12 protein-coding genes and 3 pseudogenes are annotated in these 17,739 nt (G+C 43.3%); 8 read left to right on the top strand and 7 right to left on the bottom strand.

The genetic code is table 11. From position 1 onward, the window contains the following. The coding region (locus F973_RS00695; protein WP_004758743.1) for a YadA family autotransporter adhesin at positions 1 to 1,705 on the top strand (1,705 nt) is incomplete at its 5' end. A gap of 59 nt (positions 1,706 to 1,764) precedes the next feature. On the opposite strand, the gene F973_RS00690 is transcribed toward F973_RS00695, so the two are convergent. The 6 genes from F973_RS00690 to F973_RS00665 all read right to left on the bottom strand — a co-directional run bounded on the left by F973_RS00690 (position 1,765) and on the right by F973_RS00665 (position 8,830). After that, on the bottom strand, positions 1,765 to 2,808 hold the full coding sequence (locus tag F973_RS00690; RefSeq protein WP_034432045.1) for an NAD(P)H-dependent flavin oxidoreductase: 1,044 nt from the start codon (positions 2,806 to 2,808) through the stop codon (positions 1,765 to 1,767). A 118-nt stretch (positions 2,809 to 2,926) separates the two neighbouring features. Continuing rightward, entirely contained in the window at positions 2,927 to 3,628 is a 702-nt protein-coding gene (locus F973_RS00685) for a VIT1/CCC1 transporter family protein (RefSeq protein WP_004674757.1), read from the bottom strand. A 329-nt stretch (positions 3,629 to 3,957) separates the two neighbouring features. Then, on the bottom strand, positions 3,958 to 5,400 hold the full coding sequence (locus F973_RS00680; protein ID WP_004758737.1) for a cryptochrome/photolyase family protein: 1,443 nt from the start codon (positions 5,398 to 5,400) through the stop codon (positions 3,958 to 3,960). A gap of 122 nt (positions 5,401 to 5,522) precedes the next feature. Next, a complete protein-coding gene (locus F973_RS00675) occupies positions 5,523 to 6,005 on the bottom strand; it encodes an FKBP-type peptidyl-prolyl cis-trans isomerase (RefSeq protein WP_004674749.1) in 483 nt (160 codons plus the stop codon). A 125-nt stretch (positions 6,006 to 6,130) separates the two neighbouring features. Continuing rightward, positions 6,131 to 7,417, bottom strand: coding sequence for an NAD(P)/FAD-dependent oxidoreductase (locus F973_RS00670; protein ID WP_004758736.1), 1,287 nt, complete (start codon positions 7,415 to 7,417; stop codon positions 6,131 to 6,133). 93 nt (positions 7,418 to 7,510) lie between these two features. Next, positions 7,511 to 8,830 (bottom strand): D-alanyl-D-alanine carboxypeptidase PBP6B, encoded by a 1,320-nt coding sequence (locus tag F973_RS00665; protein WP_034432056.1) that lies wholly within the window; start codon positions 8,828 to 8,830, stop codon positions 7,511 to 7,513. Positions 8,831 to 9,268: 438 nt separating this feature from the next. On the opposite strand from F973_RS00665, the gene F973_RS00660 reads away from it, so the two are divergent. Both F973_RS00660 and F973_RS00655 read left to right on the top strand, forming a co-directional pair. Next, on the top strand, positions 9,269 to 10,972 hold the full coding sequence (locus F973_RS00660) for a M61 family metallopeptidase (protein ID WP_004681381.1): 1,704 nt from the start codon (positions 9,269 to 9,271) through the stop codon (positions 10,970 to 10,972). 349 nt (positions 10,973 to 11,321) lie between these two features. Next, complete coding sequence (locus tag F973_RS00655) at positions 11,322 to 13,553, top strand: NADP-dependent isocitrate dehydrogenase (protein WP_004674743.1); 2,232 nt, start codon at positions 11,322 to 11,324, stop codon at positions 13,551 to 13,553. 116 nt (positions 13,554 to 13,669) lie between these two features. Here the strand turns inward: F973_RS00655 and F973_RS00650 are convergent, their stop codons facing one another. After that, positions 13,670 to 14,473 (bottom strand): rRNA large subunit pseudouridine synthase E, encoded by an 804-nt coding sequence (locus F973_RS00650; RefSeq protein WP_004674740.1) that lies wholly within the window; start codon positions 14,471 to 14,473, stop codon positions 13,670 to 13,672. 197 nt (positions 14,474 to 14,670) lie between these two features. Here F973_RS00650 and F973_RS00645 point away from each other — a divergent pair. The 5 genes and pseudogenes from F973_RS00645 to F973_RS15160 form a co-directional block, all read left to right on the top strand. Then, a pseudogene (locus tag F973_RS00645) lies at positions 14,671 to 14,946 on the top strand (NADP-dependent isocitrate dehydrogenase); the annotation flags it as partial. 64 nt (positions 14,947 to 15,010) lie between these two features. Further along, positions 15,011 to 16,176 (top strand): IS3 family transposase gene (locus F973_RS00635; protein WP_155756441.1). Its coding sequence is split into 2 segments (ribosomal slippage): positions 15,011 to 15,269 and positions 15,269 to 16,176, totalling 1,167 coding nucleotides; the frame shifts between segments, so codons are not numbered across the junction. 44 nt (positions 16,177 to 16,220) lie between these two features. Beyond that, positions 16,221 to 17,204, top strand: a pseudogene (gene icd / locus F973_RS00630) (NADP-dependent isocitrate dehydrogenase); the annotation flags it as partial. A 189-nt stretch (positions 17,205 to 17,393) separates the two neighbouring features. Further along, on the top strand, positions 17,394 to 17,540 hold the full coding sequence (locus tag F973_RS15165; RefSeq protein ID WP_004681377.1) for a PhzF family phenazine biosynthesis protein: 147 nt from the start codon (positions 17,394 to 17,396) through the stop codon (positions 17,538 to 17,540). Then, positions 17,516 to 17,719 (top strand): annotated as a pseudogene (locus tag F973_RS15160) (PhzF family phenazine biosynthesis protein); the annotation flags it as partial. The gene F973_RS15165 and the pseudogene F973_RS15160, both read left to right, overlap by 25 nt. Between the last annotated feature and the right edge of the window lie 20 nt (positions 17,720 to 17,739).

Below are 17,739 nucleotides of genomic sequence, written 5' to 3'. Positions count from 1 at the left end.
CACAAATGACATTGCACTGTTAAAAACCAATACAGGGAATCTTGCAGCAAATGCAGTGATCTATGATTCAGCAACCAAAGACACAATTACTTTGGTAGGTACAAACGGTACGAAGCTTACAGGTTTGCAAGATGCAACATTAGATGCAACGTCTAAAGATGCAGTGACAGGTAAACAGTTACATGCGACCAATACCAGTGTCACAACATTGAGTGATCGGGTGACAACAGAAGTTGATACTTTAAATACAGCAATCACAACCAGCGCAAATACGATTAACACCCGTATAGATGGTGTGGATACCCGAATTGGCAATGAAGTCACTACCTTAAATACACGTGTTGATACGACTAATACTGCGTTGGTTCAGGCATTAGGTGGTGGTGCGGCATGGAACAATGGTGTATTCACAAATCCAATTTTTACAATCCAAGGAAAAGCTAAAAATACAGTAAGTGATGCATTCATTGCAGTTGATCAACAATTAGGCGCAATTAAAACCTCTGTATCAGATTTAAAAACACATACAGACCAGCAAGCTGTATCTAATTTAAATGATGCAAAAAATTATGCAGATCAACAAACAACCACTGCATTAAATAATGCAAAAGGCTATACCGACCAGAAAACCACCTCAACCTTAAATGATGCAAAAAGCTATACAGACCAAAAAGCTGCTGATGGTAAAGCCTACACAGATCAGCAAACTGCATCGACACTAAACAGCGCAAAAAATTATGCAGACCAGAAAGCTGCCGATGGCAAAGCCTATACTGATCAACAAACTGCATCTGCACTTAATGATGCAAAAAGCTACACAGATCAAAAAGCGGCATCTTCTTTAAGTGGTGCGAAAGATTATACCGATCAGCAAACTGCATCGGTACTTTCTACTGCAAATGGTTATACAGATAGCAAAATCGCAGATGTGCAAACTCAACTTACAGCCAGTAACCAGTTTGTTCAGGTGAATGAAGTGACTGATGCCCAAGCTGCTTCGGCAACAGGTGAAAACTCGGTTGCAATTGGAGCAAATACCGTAGTGACAGGTCATCGCTCAACTGCTGTAGGTGTGGGTAATCAGGTTTCAGGTAATGGTTCTGGTGCCTTTGGTGATCCAAATACGGTATCTGGAAACGGTAGTTATGTTGTGGGTAATGACAATAAAGTCACGGGTGATCATACCTTTGTGCTGGGCAATAATGTCGATACTCAAGCCAAAAATGCAGTGGTATTGGGTAATGATTCTGCATCGGATCGTGACAATACGGTATCAGTTGGAGCAAAAGGCAAAGAACGCCAAATCATCCATGTGGCGAATGCCGTTGAAGATACCGATGCAGTCAACTATCAACAGCTAAAAGCAGCAGAAAAATCGACCAATAACTATACCAATGAGCGTGTAAATGCCTTAAATAGCGCGTTTAATGATTATCGTATGGAAACAGAACAGCGCTTCCATAAAGTGGATGAACGTTTTAACCGCCAAGGTGCCATGACTGCTGCGATGATGAATATGTCAAGTAGTGCTGCCAGTGTCAAAGGACAAAATCGTGTCGGTGTGGGTGCTGGCTTTCAGGGACAGGAACAGGCGGTGTCAATTGGCTATCAACGGATTATTAATGATAATACCTCACTCACCATTGGTGGCGCATTTACCAAGGAAGAAAGTTCGGGTGGTGTAGGCGTTGGTTTTGGTTGGTAAAATTTAAAGCATAAAGTGGAAAACCCGTTCAATTGAACGGGTTTTTTAATTAAAACGTTTTAAAGGGTTTTTATTTCTAAAACCAGTTGATTAATCAGGTCGGCTGCTTCCAGTTCCCGAATCTGCCCCACATTCATGCCAGCCCAAAATGCACCATAACCATGATCATTGTGCTGACTGGCAACACTGATCAATTGCTTGGTTAAGTCATAGGTATATGGATACTCAGGTAATGCTGGGCGGTTGGGTGCATCAATCTGGGTGTGCCATGTGCCCAGCAGTCCACGGGCTGGACGACCTGATAAGCTTGAACTGATTTGTGTAATAGATTGACTGAATAAAGCTTTTCGATAGGATGCGTTCGCACTCGAACTTTTACATTGCACAAATGCTGTACCCAATTGAACAGCAGCAGCACCTAATTTCAACATCGATTTTGCTTGATCACCATTCATAATACCGCCAGCAGCTACGACAGGTAATTTACAATGTGTTGAAATGAGTTGTACGAGATCACTGGTTTTAATGGCAGCATCAAAAGTTTGATTGAAAATACCCCGATGTCCTCCAGCTTCAATCCCTTGAGCAATAATAATGTCGATTCCTGCCGCTTCAATCTGCTGTGCCTCAATCAGGTTGGTGGCAGAAACCAGAGTGACAATACCCGCATCTTTGAGTGCCTGAATCTGGCGAGGGTGTGGAATACCAAAATGAAAACTCACAGCTTTGGGGCGAGTTTCAAGTACAACATTCAGGAAATCATCATTATCTAAAAAGCTTGGATAAATACAGCGTAATTCGGACGGTGGCTCAGCACCAAACTTGGCAAACTGAGGTCGTATATATTCAATCCATTGTTGGGCTTTTTGCTGGTCAAGTCGTTCAGGTTGATGACAAAAGAAATTGACCTGAAAGGGTTTGTCTGTAAGTGTCTGTGTTTTTAAAATCTCAGCTTTCGCTGTTTCTGGTGTATTTGCCCCCAGTCCCAAAGAACCAAACGCGCCTTGGTTAGAAACTTCAGCGGCCAGTTCAGGCGTTGATACACCTGCCATAGGTGCAAGAAAAATAGGGTGTTTTATTTCTAGTAATTCTAGGATTGACATCATTATATGCTCACTTTGCTTTTAGTCACCATAACGCAAAAACAAAAAACCTTGCAAATAATAACCAGTATTTAATTATGGAATATACACAATATTTATTCCGTAAAAAATAATGGTTTTAAATGGTTGTGACATTAAATAGAGAACCGACCCAGCTTGAGAAAGCCATCGCTAAAATGCCCCATAACATAATACGCAGACTGCCTTTGAGTATTGAGGTATGTGCAAAATAGCTGGAAAGCGCGCCTAAAATTCCTAATGAAATAATGCCTGTCACCAAAACGGCATGTGAAATAAAAGCATCTGGACTGAGTAGGATGGCCAGCATGGGAAGAGCCGCACCGCATGAAAAGGAGGCGGCAGAAGAAAGTGCTGCCTGAACTGGATTGGCAGCAGTATTTTCATGGATGCCAATTTCATCTCGGGCATGTGCACCCAGCGCATCATGTTCAGTCAACTGTTTGGCAACTTCATGTGCCAGTTCAGGGTTTAAACCACGTGAAATATAAATCTGAGTGAGTTCACCAAGTTCCGCATGGGGATTCTTTTCAAGCTCTCTGGCTTCAAAACGCAGGTCTGACTTTTCAATATCCTCCTGTGACTTAACGGAAATATATTCTCCAGCAGCCATTGAGGTTGCCCCAGAGATCAGCCCTGCAATACAGGTAATTAACAATGTATGTGAACTGGCACCACTGGCAGCCATACCCATAATCAAACTGGTCACGGAGATGATGCCATCATTTGCACCAAGCACGGCGGCACGTAACCAGCCTGAGCGTTGCATGACATGAGGTTCTGCATGATGAGAAAAAGACATAATTCGGCTCTTATAAAAATAATGAAACAAGTCCCAGCTTTATTATGGAAAATCATTTTTATGAAAATTCTATCAATGATTCATCAACTTAATTCGCTATAAAATAACTTATTTTAACGATAAGATAACGGGGGACTTCGTTATAATATGTGAATGGTTTAACATTTTTATTTAGGCTTTAGACTAGCAGAATAGATATGTTAGTCTATACCCTTAATTTATAATTTAATTGTGTAAACAATAACATACAGCTTGGTCTGGCTAAACAGATGTCTTAACAAATATAACGGGTTTATCTCGGCAGTAGCCATTAAATGGCTATAAAATGGCTATAAATATGTCTTAAACGTCTCAATTGCCTGGGTGCGGCTGGACTTTAATTCCACGATTGGCATAGGGTAGTCTAGATTCTGAATTTTGGTATGGGCATAAGGTTCATGTATGGTTTTTGCATCCAAATCAGCGAGTTCAGGTACCCATTGACGAATGTAGTCGCCGTTCGGATCAAATTTTAATGATTGGCTGATTGGGTTGAATACCCGAAAATAGGGAACCGCATCAGTGCCTGTGGAGGCACACCATTGCCAGCCACCATTGTTTGCAGCCAGGTCGCCATCAACCAAATGCTGCATAAACCATTGCTCACCTTTACGCCAGTCGATGAGCAGGTTTTTGCTTAAAAACATGGCGCAGATCATCCGCACCCGATTATGCATCCAGCCTGTTGCCAGTAACTGACACATACCTGCATCTACAATTGGAATGCCCGTGTTTCCCTGTTGCCACTGTTCCAGCGCAATTGGGTCATCACGCCACGGGATATTCTGTGTTGAGGATTTAAAGGGAAGATGTCTTGAAACCTGCGGAAAATCAAACAGGATATGCTGATAAAACTCGCGCCATAACAGCTCATCCAGCCACACCTGCTGGCTTTCAGACTGGATGACAAAATCACCATGCTGTTGCCTAAACAGTGCCTGAATACACTGGCGGATGGAGAGAATACCAATGTTCAGGTAGGCTGAAAGTTGACTGGTGCCAACTTGTGCTGGGAAGTCTCGTGCTTGTTTATAGTGATTCAACCTTTTCCTTACAAACTCATCTAATAAATCTAAGGCGTATGTCTCTCCAACTGGCCAATGATCAATCATGTTTTGCTCAAGCGTTGAAGCATAGGCTTGTTGTAGGATGGTCAGGTTGGCTTGGTTAAAAAATGAAAAATCCTCTACAATCGGTTGCTGAGCGTCAGGCAATGGATAACACTGGGGCAATCCATGTTGTAAACGCTGATAACAGGTTTTCTTGAATGCCCCAAAAACCTGATAGGGCAGGTTGGACTGGTTGCGAATGGAACGCACAGGAAACAGTGTACGGTCATGAAACAGGATTAGTTCTTTTTGCTGCTGGTTTAATACTTTCTGTACATCATGGTCACGCTTTAGTTCATTTACACCCAGCTCAATATTGGCGTAGACATTTTCGATATTTATTCGCTGGAGAAGTTCCGTAAAAAAATTACCTACATCTTTCCATAGAGGAATATGCTGGATGATTAATGGGATATTAAGGGTATTAAGCTGCTGTTTTAATTGTTGTAGCTGACGCAGATAAAACTCGATCTTGATGGGGGCATCGTCATGTTGTTGCCATTGTTCAGGTGACAGAATCACCAGCGCAATACACTGGCCAGCCTGCGTTGCGTGCCAAAGTGCAGCATGATCATGGATTCTAAGGTCCTGACGGAACCAGATCAGTTGATAAGAATGGGACATAGACAGAATATCAAGAGAAGAGAGTCCTATTAAAGTTAAGCGATTTTTCTATTTTATAAAAGTATCAGCCAATAAAAAAGCAAAGCCGAAGCTTTGCCTTAAACAATTCATTTAAAAATGAATTAGTGCTGGTGACCACCTGCACCATGAACGTGACCATGATCAAGCTCTTCTTGAGATGCATCACGAATTTCCATGATTTCAACTTCAAAAGTCAGGTCTTGACCAGCAAGTGGGAAGTTTGCGTCAACGATCACGTTGTCGCCTTCAATGGCCTTAACCGTTACGATTTGAACGCCATCATCAGTTTGAGCTTGGAATTGCATACCAGGCTGGATATTATCCACGCCCTGGAACATTTGTGCTGGAACTTCTTGTACGAGGTCTGGGTTATATTCGCCATAACCTTCTGCAGCTGGAACAGTTACAGTAAATTTTTCGCCTACTGTTTTACCAAGCAGTGCATTTTCTAAACCAGGAATGATGTTGCCTGCGCCGTGCAAATATGCAAGTGGTTCACCTTGAGATTGATCAAGTGTTTCACCCTCAGCGTTTGTTAAAGTGTAGTGGAATGAAACCACGTGGTTATTTGCAATAGCAGTCATGTTTTGAATCCATGTCATCAATAGTTTTAGCTGTATATCATAAAGTGAAAAATAGTTTTTGTTGACTATTTTCCACTTTTTGAAACGATTTAGTTATAAATAGGAGCGAAATTTAAAATTTCAACTCAATACAGTTTAATTTTTGGACGTACACGACGAGTCAGAAAATCTTTGACGGTGAGTGCCCCAGCCTGAGTGTAGCCATGAATATTGGCCTGATGCAGTCGGTATAGCGATACATACATGGTTTTGGCAATAAATCCCTGTACGCTGACATCGCCAAGCAATTCTCCCACCGCCTGATTACGGCTCAATGAAACCAGCGATCCCTTGTCGTTAAAGGTGAACATGGGTTGTGGTGAGCCTGATAAACGGGCCGCCATCGCATCCACCAGAAAAGTTGCCTGCTGGCTGGCAACCTGTGCACGTGGGCCAAGCGGTGGCTGACGGGCATCCAGCTGACAGTTGGCGCAGTCACCAAAGGCAAATACATTTGGATCAGAATGCGTTTGAAGCGTTGCGTAAACCATTAACCGATTGATCTTGTCACGTTTAAAATCTGTAAATGATTCTAAAACTTTGGGTGCCTTTACCCCTGCCGCCCACACGGTAATATCAGAATGCAGGATTTTCCCATTGCTAAAATAGACATTAGATTTATCGACTTTTTGCACCTTATGCTCAGTCAGAATCTCGATGCCCATTTTTCTGAGTTGCTTGGCACTATGTGCTGCGGTTTTTTCATTCAATGCAGGCAGGATACGGTCAGATGCTTCAATCAATGTAATTTTGACCTGCTTCGGATCAATTTTCTTTAAGCCATAACGATAGAAGTTTTTGGTGGTTTCGATCAGTTCCGCCGCCAGTTCCACACCTGTGGCACCCGCACCAACAATACCGATGTTGAGGGCACGTTCAGTGGAATGGTTTTGTGCCTCAATGTAGAGGTGGAGTAAATCCTGCTGGAAAATATCCGCCTGTTGGCGACTGTCAAGGAAGTGACAATATTCACGTACCCCCTCGATGCCAAAATCGTTGGAGACAGAACCTACCGCAATCACCAGAGTATCGTAACCCAACTTTTGAATCAGTGGTGTGTGTTCTTTGGAAAGCTGGGGAGGAGAGAGGGTAATCTGCTTTTGATCCTTGTTGACATCCAGCAGGGTGCCAAGCACGAACTCAAAATGGTGCTTTTCTGCGTGGGCAAAGTAGTTAGTCTGTTCTTCGTGGGGATTGAGGGAGCCAGCAGCAATTTCGTGGAGCAGGGGCTTCCAGATGTGGGTCAGGTTTTGGTCAACCAGTGTGATTCTGGCTTTCTTTTTCCTGCCAAAACGTTCACCCAGTTGTGTCGCAAGTTCCAAACCACCTGCGCCACCGCCTACAATCACGATATGATGTAAGGTTTTACTCATGATTAACCTAATTTTTTGTGAAAGGATGGCAGGATTATGCCATCCTTTTTTCAATATTGTATTAGTAATCTTTATAGAAAAAGTAGGTTTTTTTTAACCCTGATTTAGTGGGTAGAGTTTTGGATTTTTAGTGTCATTTATTGAGAAAAAGCTGAATAAATTAGAAAACCAGATCATAATTTTTTGAAAAATGTTGGCTTCTTCAATCTGTACATCATTCTCAATTTGCAAACTACGAATCAACTGGTTATTTTGATAAATCGACACCGTTGCCAAGTTCATGACCTGGGTTAAAGGAGCAGTCAAATGCTGTTCATTTAATTCAATGTTGATATGGGTATTGGTGGTTTGCAGTGGTTCAACTGTGCTGACCTGCTGGTTTGCATCAACCAGATGGATGCGCTGAGTTAACAAATCAAAACTATTCAAGTCAATTGGTGTTGCTTGATCATATAGCGATGTCGTCACAATAGTTGGTTGCTTGGTTTCGACCTTAAACATTTTTAGGGTTGATTTAATCACAGGCAGTTCAGCAATCAGTCTTTGCTTTGGAATGACTTCCTCATCACGGGTATAGGTATAGGCCAGGTCCATCAGCTTGTGCGCGACTTCGGCACGTTTCACCGCACTGGGTGTACCCAACACCACTACAATTAAACGGCGTTTATCAACATGTGGATTAAAGGTTGGACGTTCCGCAGTCAAGGCCAGATTATAGCCAGCAGCCTTGGTATAACCTGTTTTTAAACCATCCGCCGTAGGGTCAAGCTTTAATGCAAAATTGGTGGCATGGTGAAAACGCTGGTTATAGCTAAAGCTTGGCATTTTTGAATAATGTAGATATTCAGGTGTTTGCTTGACGATGGCCTTTGCCAGCAAGCCTAGATCTGCCGCAGTTGAATAATGGTCAGTCATGGTGATACCAGCAGGATTGCTGAAATGGGTATCTTTCATTCCCAAGGCCTGTGCTTCCCGATTCATGCGGGCAACAAACTCAGGCACACTGCCTGAAATCTTTTCCGCAAGGGTGACGGCGGCATCGTTGGCAGACATCACAATTAAACCTGCGAGGAGCTGGTCAATTGAAATCTGCTCACCCGCTTTCAGGTACATTTGCGACTCGTCCCACATCACGGTACTCACCACAGGCGTAGCCGTCAGTACCTCTTCCTTACGCAATTTTCCAGCTTCAATTTCCTTGAGGGTAATGTAGGCCACCATCATTTTGGTCAATGAGGCTGGGGCACGTTGTACGTGGCTATTATGTTCAGCAATGACCTGACCTGACTGGGCATCCATAATTGACCATGCCTGCGCCTCTACCGATTCAGGTGCAATATTCAGTAAATTGGCATGAGCGAGATGGGTACAGATTAAGCTAAATAACGTAAACACGGAGAGGATAAATTTCACGTAAACACCTTGTGCTGCCGATCCAGTGGCATGGAATGCGAAAAAAAGCATGCTATGACTTTTTTGTTGAAGAATCTAGGGGCTGTTGACATTTTATATATGAATTGCGTTGTAGGCTAAAATTTCATCAGACGAGGCGTGAAACGCAGGGAATGGCTATTCCCTTGCCAAGTTTCATAACGAAGTATGAGGGAATTTTAGCCACAACCCTTTGGGACAGGGACATTTTTTGTCGCTACTACGTTATGCCTTGTTTATTTAGAATGACTAAATTTCACAAGTCATGCCTTGTATCGCCTAAAAAATGTCCACTGTCGCAACCATAGATAAAGTGACAACAGCCCCCAAACTTTTGCAGACAATTAAGACATCTGCGCATGACTTTGTAAAAAAATGCTAAGCTGTGCGAAGTGAGTCTTATTTTTACGATCTAAAGCTATGTTGCACTATCAAATTGAGTTCGACGATTATCGCCAACACCTTATTCATGTGACCTTGCGTTTCCTTGCCAATCCCAATCAGGAGCTATGGTTGCCGACCTGGATTCCAGGCAGTTACCTCATCCGTGAGTTCTCAAAACATATTGAATCGGTTCAGGCTTCTGATGAAGCAGGGCGTCTGCTCAGCATTAAAAAAACCGAGAAAAACCGCTGGCGTTTGTTCAATAACGACCATGAACTGATTACGGTTGAGTATGATGTCTATGCCTATGATTTATCGGTGCGTGGGGCGTATGTCGATCAAACCCGTTTGTATGTCAATCCTGCCTGTGTCTGTTTAGGTCTGCAAGATCAGGAACAGTCACCTTGTGAGGTTGAAATTTTCCTGCCTGATGAACTCAAGCATTTCCAGATTGCCACGGGGCTGCCAAGTAAAAGTCTGGTCAAGGGACGCTTTACTCTAAAAGCGGAGAATTATGACCAACTGATTGACAGTCCATTTGAGCTGGCTGAACAAAGCCGTTTTAGCTTTCAAGCCAATGGTATTCCACATGAGTTTGTGATTTCAGGCAAGCACAATACCAATTTGGATCGTTTACAGGCAGATATTGAGAAGATTTGTCAGGCTGAAATTAATCTGTTCGGTTCAGCACCATTTCAAAACTATACTTTTATGACCATGGCAACGGGCAATAGTTATGGTGGTCTGGAACATTGCAACAGTACCAGCCTGATCACCCCGCGTGATGACTTGCCGAAAGAGAATGAAACACAGGAACCTTCCAAAGACTATCAACGTTTTCTGGGTTTATGTAGCCATGAATATTTCCATTCATGGCTGGTGAAATTTATACGCCCTGAAAATTTTGCCCATTATGATTTGCACAAAGAGGGCTACACCAGCTTACTCTGGATATTTGAAGGCTTTACTTCTTATTATGATGACCTGATTTTGTTGCGTAGTGGTGTGATTTCGCAGAAATCCTATCTGGATTTATTAAAGGCGCAGATTGACCGCTATTTGCAAAATCCAGGACGTTTGATCCAGTCTGTTTCGGAATCCAGTTTTGATGCATGGATCAAGTTCTATCGTCAGGATGAAAACTCAAACAATGCAGGCACCAGTTACTACAACAAAGGCAGTCTAGTGGCGCTTTGCCTGGACTTGGGGCTACGTTTGCGTGGTTCAAACCTTGATGCCCTGATGCGCCGTTTATATGAAAATACCCAAAAGGGGATTCAGGTCAATGAACGCACCATTTTTGAATTTTGCAATGAATTGACAGGGGATAACTGGATTGAGCAAATCAATCATTTAATCAATACCACCGATGAGTTGCCACTGGACCAGCTCTTGCCTGAGTTTGGTTTAAGTTATAGCCTGAAAAATGATAAGGCGCTGCCATTTGGTTTAAAAACCGTGGATAAGGCTGAGGGTGTGGTGATTCAGCAAGTTCGCCGTGACAGTGCTGCTGCAAAAGCTGGACTGTCTGCCAATGACGTGATCCTTGCGATTGATGGTATTAAAGCATCAGAAAAGCTTCTGGCGAAATATGCAAAACAGCAGGGAACGTTTACGGTTTATGCTTTCCGCCGTGATGAGCTGTTGCAGTTTGAAATTTCAGGTGGAGAAAATGCACTGACCACTGTTGAGTTAAAAGTTGAAGATCAGAATAAACTTGATCGTTGGTTGAAAGTTTAATCCCCCGACCAACGTCATATGTTGTTCATTAAACTTTGTTAGTGTCGTACTCATACTAAGGCACTATGTTCATTTGTTTGCGAAATGGTAAATTTAAAGCTCTTATTTAAGCTGAAACGGTTTTGTGTTTGAAAAGCCAAAACTTCATGTGAGGTGGCTAAACATAGCTGCAACTTTTATAGAGTTTTGTAGTATTTTTTTTCGAAATGTCGTTATCACTCGATATTGCGTTGACTGAGATGCGACGAGGGCCGATACTCTCAGTGGTTTTATTTAAGCACATCGGTTCTCAAAGACTGGGCCAAAAGCTTGGTTCTTCACAACTAACATTTAACACAAGGGGCTATATATGGCTGGTGGAAAGTCAAAAATCATTTACACACTGACTGATGAGGCGCCACTACTGGCGACCTACTCTCTACTGCCGATCATTGAGACCTTTACCAAGCCAGCTGGCATTGAGATCGTTAAAAGTGACATCTCTGTAGCCGCGCGCGTGCTCGCAGAATTTTCGGACTACCTACGCGACGAGCAGAAAGTGACCAATAACCTTGCGGAGCTTGGACGTCTCACGCAGGATCCAGATACGAACATCATTAAACTTCCAAATATCAGTGCTTCGGTTGCTCAGTTGGTGGCATGCATCAAGGAACTTCAGTCAAAAGGCTATGCGATTCCTGATTATCCAGAGAATCCAGTGACTGAGGAAGAAAAGGCAATTAAAGACCGCTATGGTAAATGTCTCGGTTCAGCCGTAAACCCAGTGTTGCGTGAAGGGAACTCTGACCGTCGTGCGCCTGCTGCGGTAAAGAACTATGCCAGAAAGCATCCACATTCAATGAGCGAATGGAAACAGTGGTCACAAACCCACGTTTCACACATGGAAGAGGGTGACTTCTATCATGGTGAAAAGTCGATGACACTGGACCATGCACGTAACGTGAAAATGGAATTGATCACCAAAACGGGTGAAACCATTGTCTTGAAGCCAAAAGTGGCGTTGCAGGATGGCGAAATCATCGACTCAATGTTCATGAGCAAAAAAGCGCTGTGTGAATTCTATGAGAAGCAACTGGAAGACTGCCGTGAAGCAGGCATCCTGTTCTCACTGCATGTAAAAGCGACCATGATGAAAGTGTCGCATCCCATCGTGTTTGGTCACTGTGTCAAGATCTACTATAAAGATGCATTTGAAAAACATGGCAAGTTATTTGACGAGTTGGGTATTAACGTCAATAACGGTATGGCAGGCCTGTATGAAAAGATCGCAACCTTGCCAACCTCGCTTCGTGAAGAAATTATTGAAGATTTACACGCCTGTCAGGAACATCGTCCTCGTCTGGCAATGGTTGACTCCGCCAAAGGCATTGATAACTTCCACTCTCCGAATGACGTGATTGTCGATGCATCCATGCCTGCAATGATTCGCGGTGGTGGTAAAATGTGGGGTGCTGATGGCAAGCCTTACGACTGTAAAGCGGTGATGCCAGAATCAACTTTCGCACGTATCTATCAGGAAATGATCAATTTCTGTAAGTGGAATGGCAACTTTGACCCGAAAACCATGGGGACTGTGCCAAATGTGGGCTTGATGGCACAAAAAGCGGAAGAATACGGTTCACACGACAAGACTTTCGAGATTCCAGAAGCGGGCATTGCCAACATCACTGACCTTGATACAGGTGAAGTGTTAATGACCCAGAATGTTGAGCAGGGTGATATCTGGCGTATGTGTCAGGTGAAAGATGCGCCGATTCGTGACTGGGTAAAACTTGCGGTGACACGTGCGCGTAGCTCTGGCATGCCAGCGATTTTCTGGCTTGACCCATACCGTCCGCACGAAAATGAACTGATCAAGAAAGTCGAAAAATACCTGAAAGAGCATGATACCGATGGTCTGGATATCCAGATTATGTCTCAGGTGCGTGCAATGCGTTATACGCTTGAGCGTGTGGCGCGTGGTTTAGACACGATTTCCGTGACGGGTAACATCCTGCGTGACTACCTGACTGACCTGTTCCCAATTATGGAACTGGGTACTTCTGCGAAGATGTTGTCTATCGTTCCGTTAATGGCTGGCGGCGGTATGTACGAAACAGGTGCGGGTGGTTCAGCACCAAAACACGTTCAGCAGTTAGTGGAAGAGAACCATTTGCGCTGGGATTCATTGGGTGAGTTCCTTGCGCTGGCTGTCTCTCTGGAAGAGCTTGGTATTAAAGAAGATAATGCGCGTGCAAAATTGCTTGCCAAGACTTTAGATCAGGCAACAGGCAAGTTACTGGATAATGACAAGTCTCCATCACGTCGTACTGGTGAGCTGGACAACCGTGGTAGCCACTTCTATTTGGCGTGGTACTGGGCTGAGGCGCTTGCTGCACAGGATGAAGATGCTGAGTTAAAGGCGCAGTTCACCCCACTGGCGAAAACACTGGCTGAGAATGAACAGAAGATTGTGGCTGAATTCTCTCAAGTACAGGGCAAAGCGGCTGACATTGGTGGCTACTATGCCGCTGATCCAGCAAAAGTGAATGCCGTGATGCGTCCAAGTGAAACATTCAATGCAGCGCTTGCAACTGTTTAGAAATATCAACAGACCCTACTTTGAGTTGGTGTTGATAAAAAGCTAGTACCTCGGTACTAGCTTTTTTTATGGGGCTTTGAAGAGGGCTTTATGACTAACCTAACAAATATTAAATCTTAACGGCCATTACGGTTACGGCCACGAGGCGCTTTGGTACTTGGACGTGTTGTACCATTGGTCTTGCGACGCGGTTTTTCACTTTCATCCATTTGCCAGATGCGTTTAGTCCCAGACTTTTTCTTGTCACCGTCTTTTTTATCACCCTCTTTCTTTTTATGCTGCATTGGCTTGCCACCCGTACCGCCAGGTTTTTTGACATAGGAACGAGAACGGTAGGGCTGATCTTCAGGCAGGTCTTTAAAATCTGGATAAAGCAGCGGTTCAATATCGGTTTGTTCACCTGGCTGTAAACCCAGACGCACTAAATCAATGGCACCAATTTTGGTACGTATCAGACGCAAAGTTGGAAAGCCAACCGCCGCTGTCATACGGCGAACCTGACGGTTACGCCCTTCACAAATTTGTAACTCAATCCAGCTGGTCGGGATATTGGCACGGTAGCGTACAGGTGGATCGCGATCCCATAACCATTCTGGTTGATCCACTTTAATGGCCTTGGCGGGCAAGGTCATGCCATCTGCCAGTTCTACACCTTTACGCAGCTGTTCAAGCGCTTCCTCAGTGACATCACCATCCACCTGAGCCAGATAAGTCTTGTATTTCTTGTTGGCTGGATTGGTAATGTACTGGTTTAACCCGCCATGATCAGTCAGGAACATGAGTCCTTCAGAATCAAGGTCAAGGCGACCTGCAAGACGCAAATCAGGATCGTGGATAAAATGGGAAAGCGTGAGATGGGCTTCATCCTCACGGAACTGTGACAGCACGTCAAAAGGTTTGTTAAATACGACAATTTTCATATAAAAATACTACTTTAAGAGTATGGGGTATTTGGTAAATGTATGCTTTTATTTTACTGAGAAATGTTATTATTTCTCATATAAATCTAAAAAGATACAAGATTGAATTACACTGAATTAGGAAGTAAAAAATCAAAGTATGCCATAAAAAACAAGGGATACATTAATCGCCAGCTACATGAGGGAGAACCTGTACAATGGGTTATCAGAAGATCGTGGTTCCTGCAGATGGTGACAAAATCACAGTGAATGCAGACCTGTCACTGAATGTTCCAAATCACCCTATCATTCCTTTCATTGAAGGTGATGGTATTGGTGTGGATATTACACCAGCAATGAAAGCAGTTGTAGATGCTGCTGTTCAAAAAGCTTACGGTGGCAAACGTTCGATCGAATGGATGGAAGTTTATTGCGGCGAAAAAGCCGACAGGATTTATGGCACTTATATGCCAGAAGAAACTTTTGAAGCTTTGATGTGTGCTTAAAAAACAGGAGGGTTTAACTTGGTAAACTATACATACTCATTAGGAGTTTACCATGAGCAAGAAACAGAAGACTTACACCGCAGAATTTAAAGCTGAAGCCATAAAAGCCATTGAAGAGAACCAAGGTAATGTATCGGAATCCGCTAGACAACTTGGCATTTCAATGCAAACCCTTTCGAACTGGAATAACAAAGCAAAGGCTGGAACTTTAGCAGGCACAAAACAGTATTCGCCCGATCTAAACGCCTTACTCGAAGAAAATAAGAAGCTTAAACAACAGCTCAAAACAGCTGAAATGGAACGTGAATTTTTAAAAAAGGCAGCAGCGTACTTTGCCAAAGAAAGTCAGTGAGGTACGCCTATATGAAATCGCAAAGCCACTTATTTCCGATTATTTTAATGGCTCGATTACTTCGTGTATCCGTTTCTCGCTTTTATGATTGGCTAAAGCGAGGCATGAGTAAAAGATCAATTCAGCGAAATCAGCAGACAATTTTGGTCAAAATAGCCCATGAAGAAACCAAACAAAGCTATGGCTATGTTCGATTAACCAAGCATTTACAAGCGCAAGGTATCAAAATAAGTACGTATGCTGTGCGCCAAATAAAAAAATCAAATCAGTTGTATTGTAAGCGCCATAAGCGTTTCAAAAGAACCACGAACAGTGATCACAACCGTTCTATTTATGACAATTTACTCAAGCAACAGTTTTCAATGACGAAGCCTAATCTTGCGTGGTCGAGTGACATTACCTACATTTGGACGGCTGAGGGCTGGTTGTACTTGGCAGCTGTCAAAGATCTTTACACGAAACAGGTTGTTGGCTATAGCTTAAATGAGCGCATGACAGCCAAGCTTGTTTGTGATGCATTGAATATGGCTATTCGCAATCAGAAACCTGCTAAAGATCTCATTGTACATTCAGACAGAGGCAGCCAATATTGCAGTAATGAATATCGAAACTTACTTGAGAAATTTGATTTTCAGGGTTCAATGAGCAAAAAAGGCGACTGCTTTGATAATGCACCGATAGAGAGTTTCTGGGGCATACTCAAAAATGAACTAGTCCATCATCGCAACTACAAAACAAGGGAAGAAGCCAAAGCGGATATTACAAAATATATAGAGTTATTTTATAATCAGCGAAGAATTCAAAAAGGCTTGGATTTTAAGACACCAAATCAAATGGCAGAAGACTTTTATCGGTTAGCTGTCTAGAATCTCCCAAGTGAAAGTCTCCTGTTAATTCAGCACACATCACTTTGCGTGAGTTTATTGTTTCAATTAAAGGTCCCTTAACCACACCAGTTGGGGGTGGTATCCGTTCCCTGAATGTCGCGCTGCGTCAGGAATTGGACCTATATGTATGTGTGCGTCCAGTGCGCTGGTTTGAGGGTGTACCATCACCTGTGCAACATCCTGAGTTGACGGATATGGTGATTTTCCGTGAGAACTCGGAAGACATCTATGCTGGGATTGAGTGGAAAGCCGATTCTCCAGAAGCAAAGAAAGTCATTAAGTTCCTGAAAGAAGAAATGGGTGTCACCAAAATCCGTTTCTCTGAGGGCTGTGGTATCGGGATCAAGCCTGTATCCAAAGAAGGTACCCAGCGTTTGGTACGAAAGGCCATTCAATTCGCGATTGATAATGATAAACCCTCTGTAACACTGGTTCACAAAGGCAACATCATGAAATACACCGAAGGGGCGTTCAAGGAGTGGGGTTATGAGCTTGCAGTGGAGCGTTTTGGCGGTCAGCTGATTGATGGTGGGCCGTGGGTAAAAATCAAGAATCCGAAAACGGGTAAGGACATCGTGATCAAGGATGTGATTGCCGATGCATTCCTGCAACAAATCCTGATGCGCCCAGCAGACTACTCTGTCATTGCCACATTGAACTTAAATGGTGATTATATTTCCGATGCGCTTGCGGCAGAGGTCGGTGGTATTGGGATTGCGCCAGGTGCAAACATTGGTGGGGCAATTGCGGTGTATGAAGCCACTCACGGTACAGCACCGAAATATGCGGGACAGGATAAGGTCAACCCAGGTTCAATCATCCTTTCTGCTGAAATGATGTTGCGTGACATGGGCTGGACAGAGGCCGCTGACCTGATCATCAAGGGCGTGTCAGGGGCGATTGAGGCGAAAACTGTCACTTATGACTTTGAGCGTTTAATGCCAGGTGCGACCTTGTTGCGTTGTTCTGAATTTGGTCAGGCAATCATTGAGCATATGGGCGAGTAAGTTTTTATTTGTCCTATTAAGAGTGGTTTTGGCCACTCTTTTTTGTTTATGCTTTTATCAAACCATTAAGCTTTCATTTTCTGTTAAAGGTTCAGAGCTGGTTGTGTATCGTAAATTTAAAAAAATCTGTATCTATCATTTATCGACCATGTGTTCAAAATAAATTAAAAATCTTGAGAGTGCTGTGCAATGAAAATGTATCAGGTGGATGCGTTTACCAAACAACTATTTAAGGGCAATCCTGCGGCGGTGATTGTGACCGAGCAATGGCTGGATGACATCCTGATGCAGAATATTGCGCTGGAAAACAAGTTGGTATTGGCGAAGACCCTGTAACGGGTTCAATCCATACCGCAATTGCACCGCTTTGGGCAGATAAACTGGGCAAAACACAATTGCTGGCCTATCAGGCCTCCACTCGAGGTGGGATTCTTGAATGTGTTATTGAGTCTGAACAGCGTATTGAAATCTCAGGCTATGCGAAACTGTACATGCAGGCCGAACTGATGATCTAATTTGTAAGTAAATCTCTATA

Source organism: Acinetobacter sp. CIP 102129, from assembly GCF_000368305.1.
Lineage (GTDB): Bacteria > Pseudomonadota > Gammaproteobacteria > Pseudomonadales > Moraxellaceae > Acinetobacter > Acinetobacter parvus.
Note: the sequence above shows the minus strand (reverse complement) of the source record. Positions and strands in the feature narration are given on the sequence as shown.

What these genes read in the sequence shown, in the direction of transcription:
- F973_RS00675 (WP_004674749.1), bottom strand. Translation starts at nt 6,005, where the DNA reads ATGACTGCTATTGCAAATAACCACGTGGTTTCATTCCACTACACTTTA.
- F973_RS00650 (WP_004674740.1), bottom strand. Translation starts at nt 14,473, where the DNA reads ATGAAAATTGTCGTATTTAACAAACCTTTTGACGTGCTGTCACAGTTC.
- F973_RS00660 (WP_004681381.1), top strand. Translation starts at nt 9,269, where the DNA reads ATGTTGCACTATCAAATTGAGTTCGACGATTATCGCCAACACCTTATT.
- F973_RS00680 (WP_004758737.1), bottom strand. Translation starts at nt 5,400, where the DNA reads ATGTCCCATTCTTATCAACTGATCTGGTTCCGTCAGGACCTTAGAATC.
- F973_RS15165 (WP_004681377.1), top strand. Translation starts at nt 17,394, where the DNA reads ATGAAAATGTATCAGGTGGATGCGTTTACCAAACAACTATTTAAGGGC.
- F973_RS00655 (WP_004674743.1), top strand. Translation starts at nt 11,322, where the DNA reads ATGGCTGGTGGAAAGTCAAAAATCATTTACACACTGACTGATGAGGCG.
- F973_RS00685 (WP_004674757.1), bottom strand. Translation starts at nt 3,628, where the DNA reads ATGTCTTTTTCTCATCATGCAGAACCTCATGTCATGCAACGCTCAGGC.
- F973_RS00670 (WP_004758736.1), bottom strand. Translation starts at nt 7,417, where the DNA reads ATGAGTAAAACCTTACATCATATCGTGATTGTAGGCGGTGGCGCAGGT.
- F973_RS00690 (WP_034432045.1), bottom strand. Translation starts at nt 2,808, where the DNA reads ATGTCAATCCTAGAATTACTAGAAATAAAACACCCTATTTTTCTTGCA.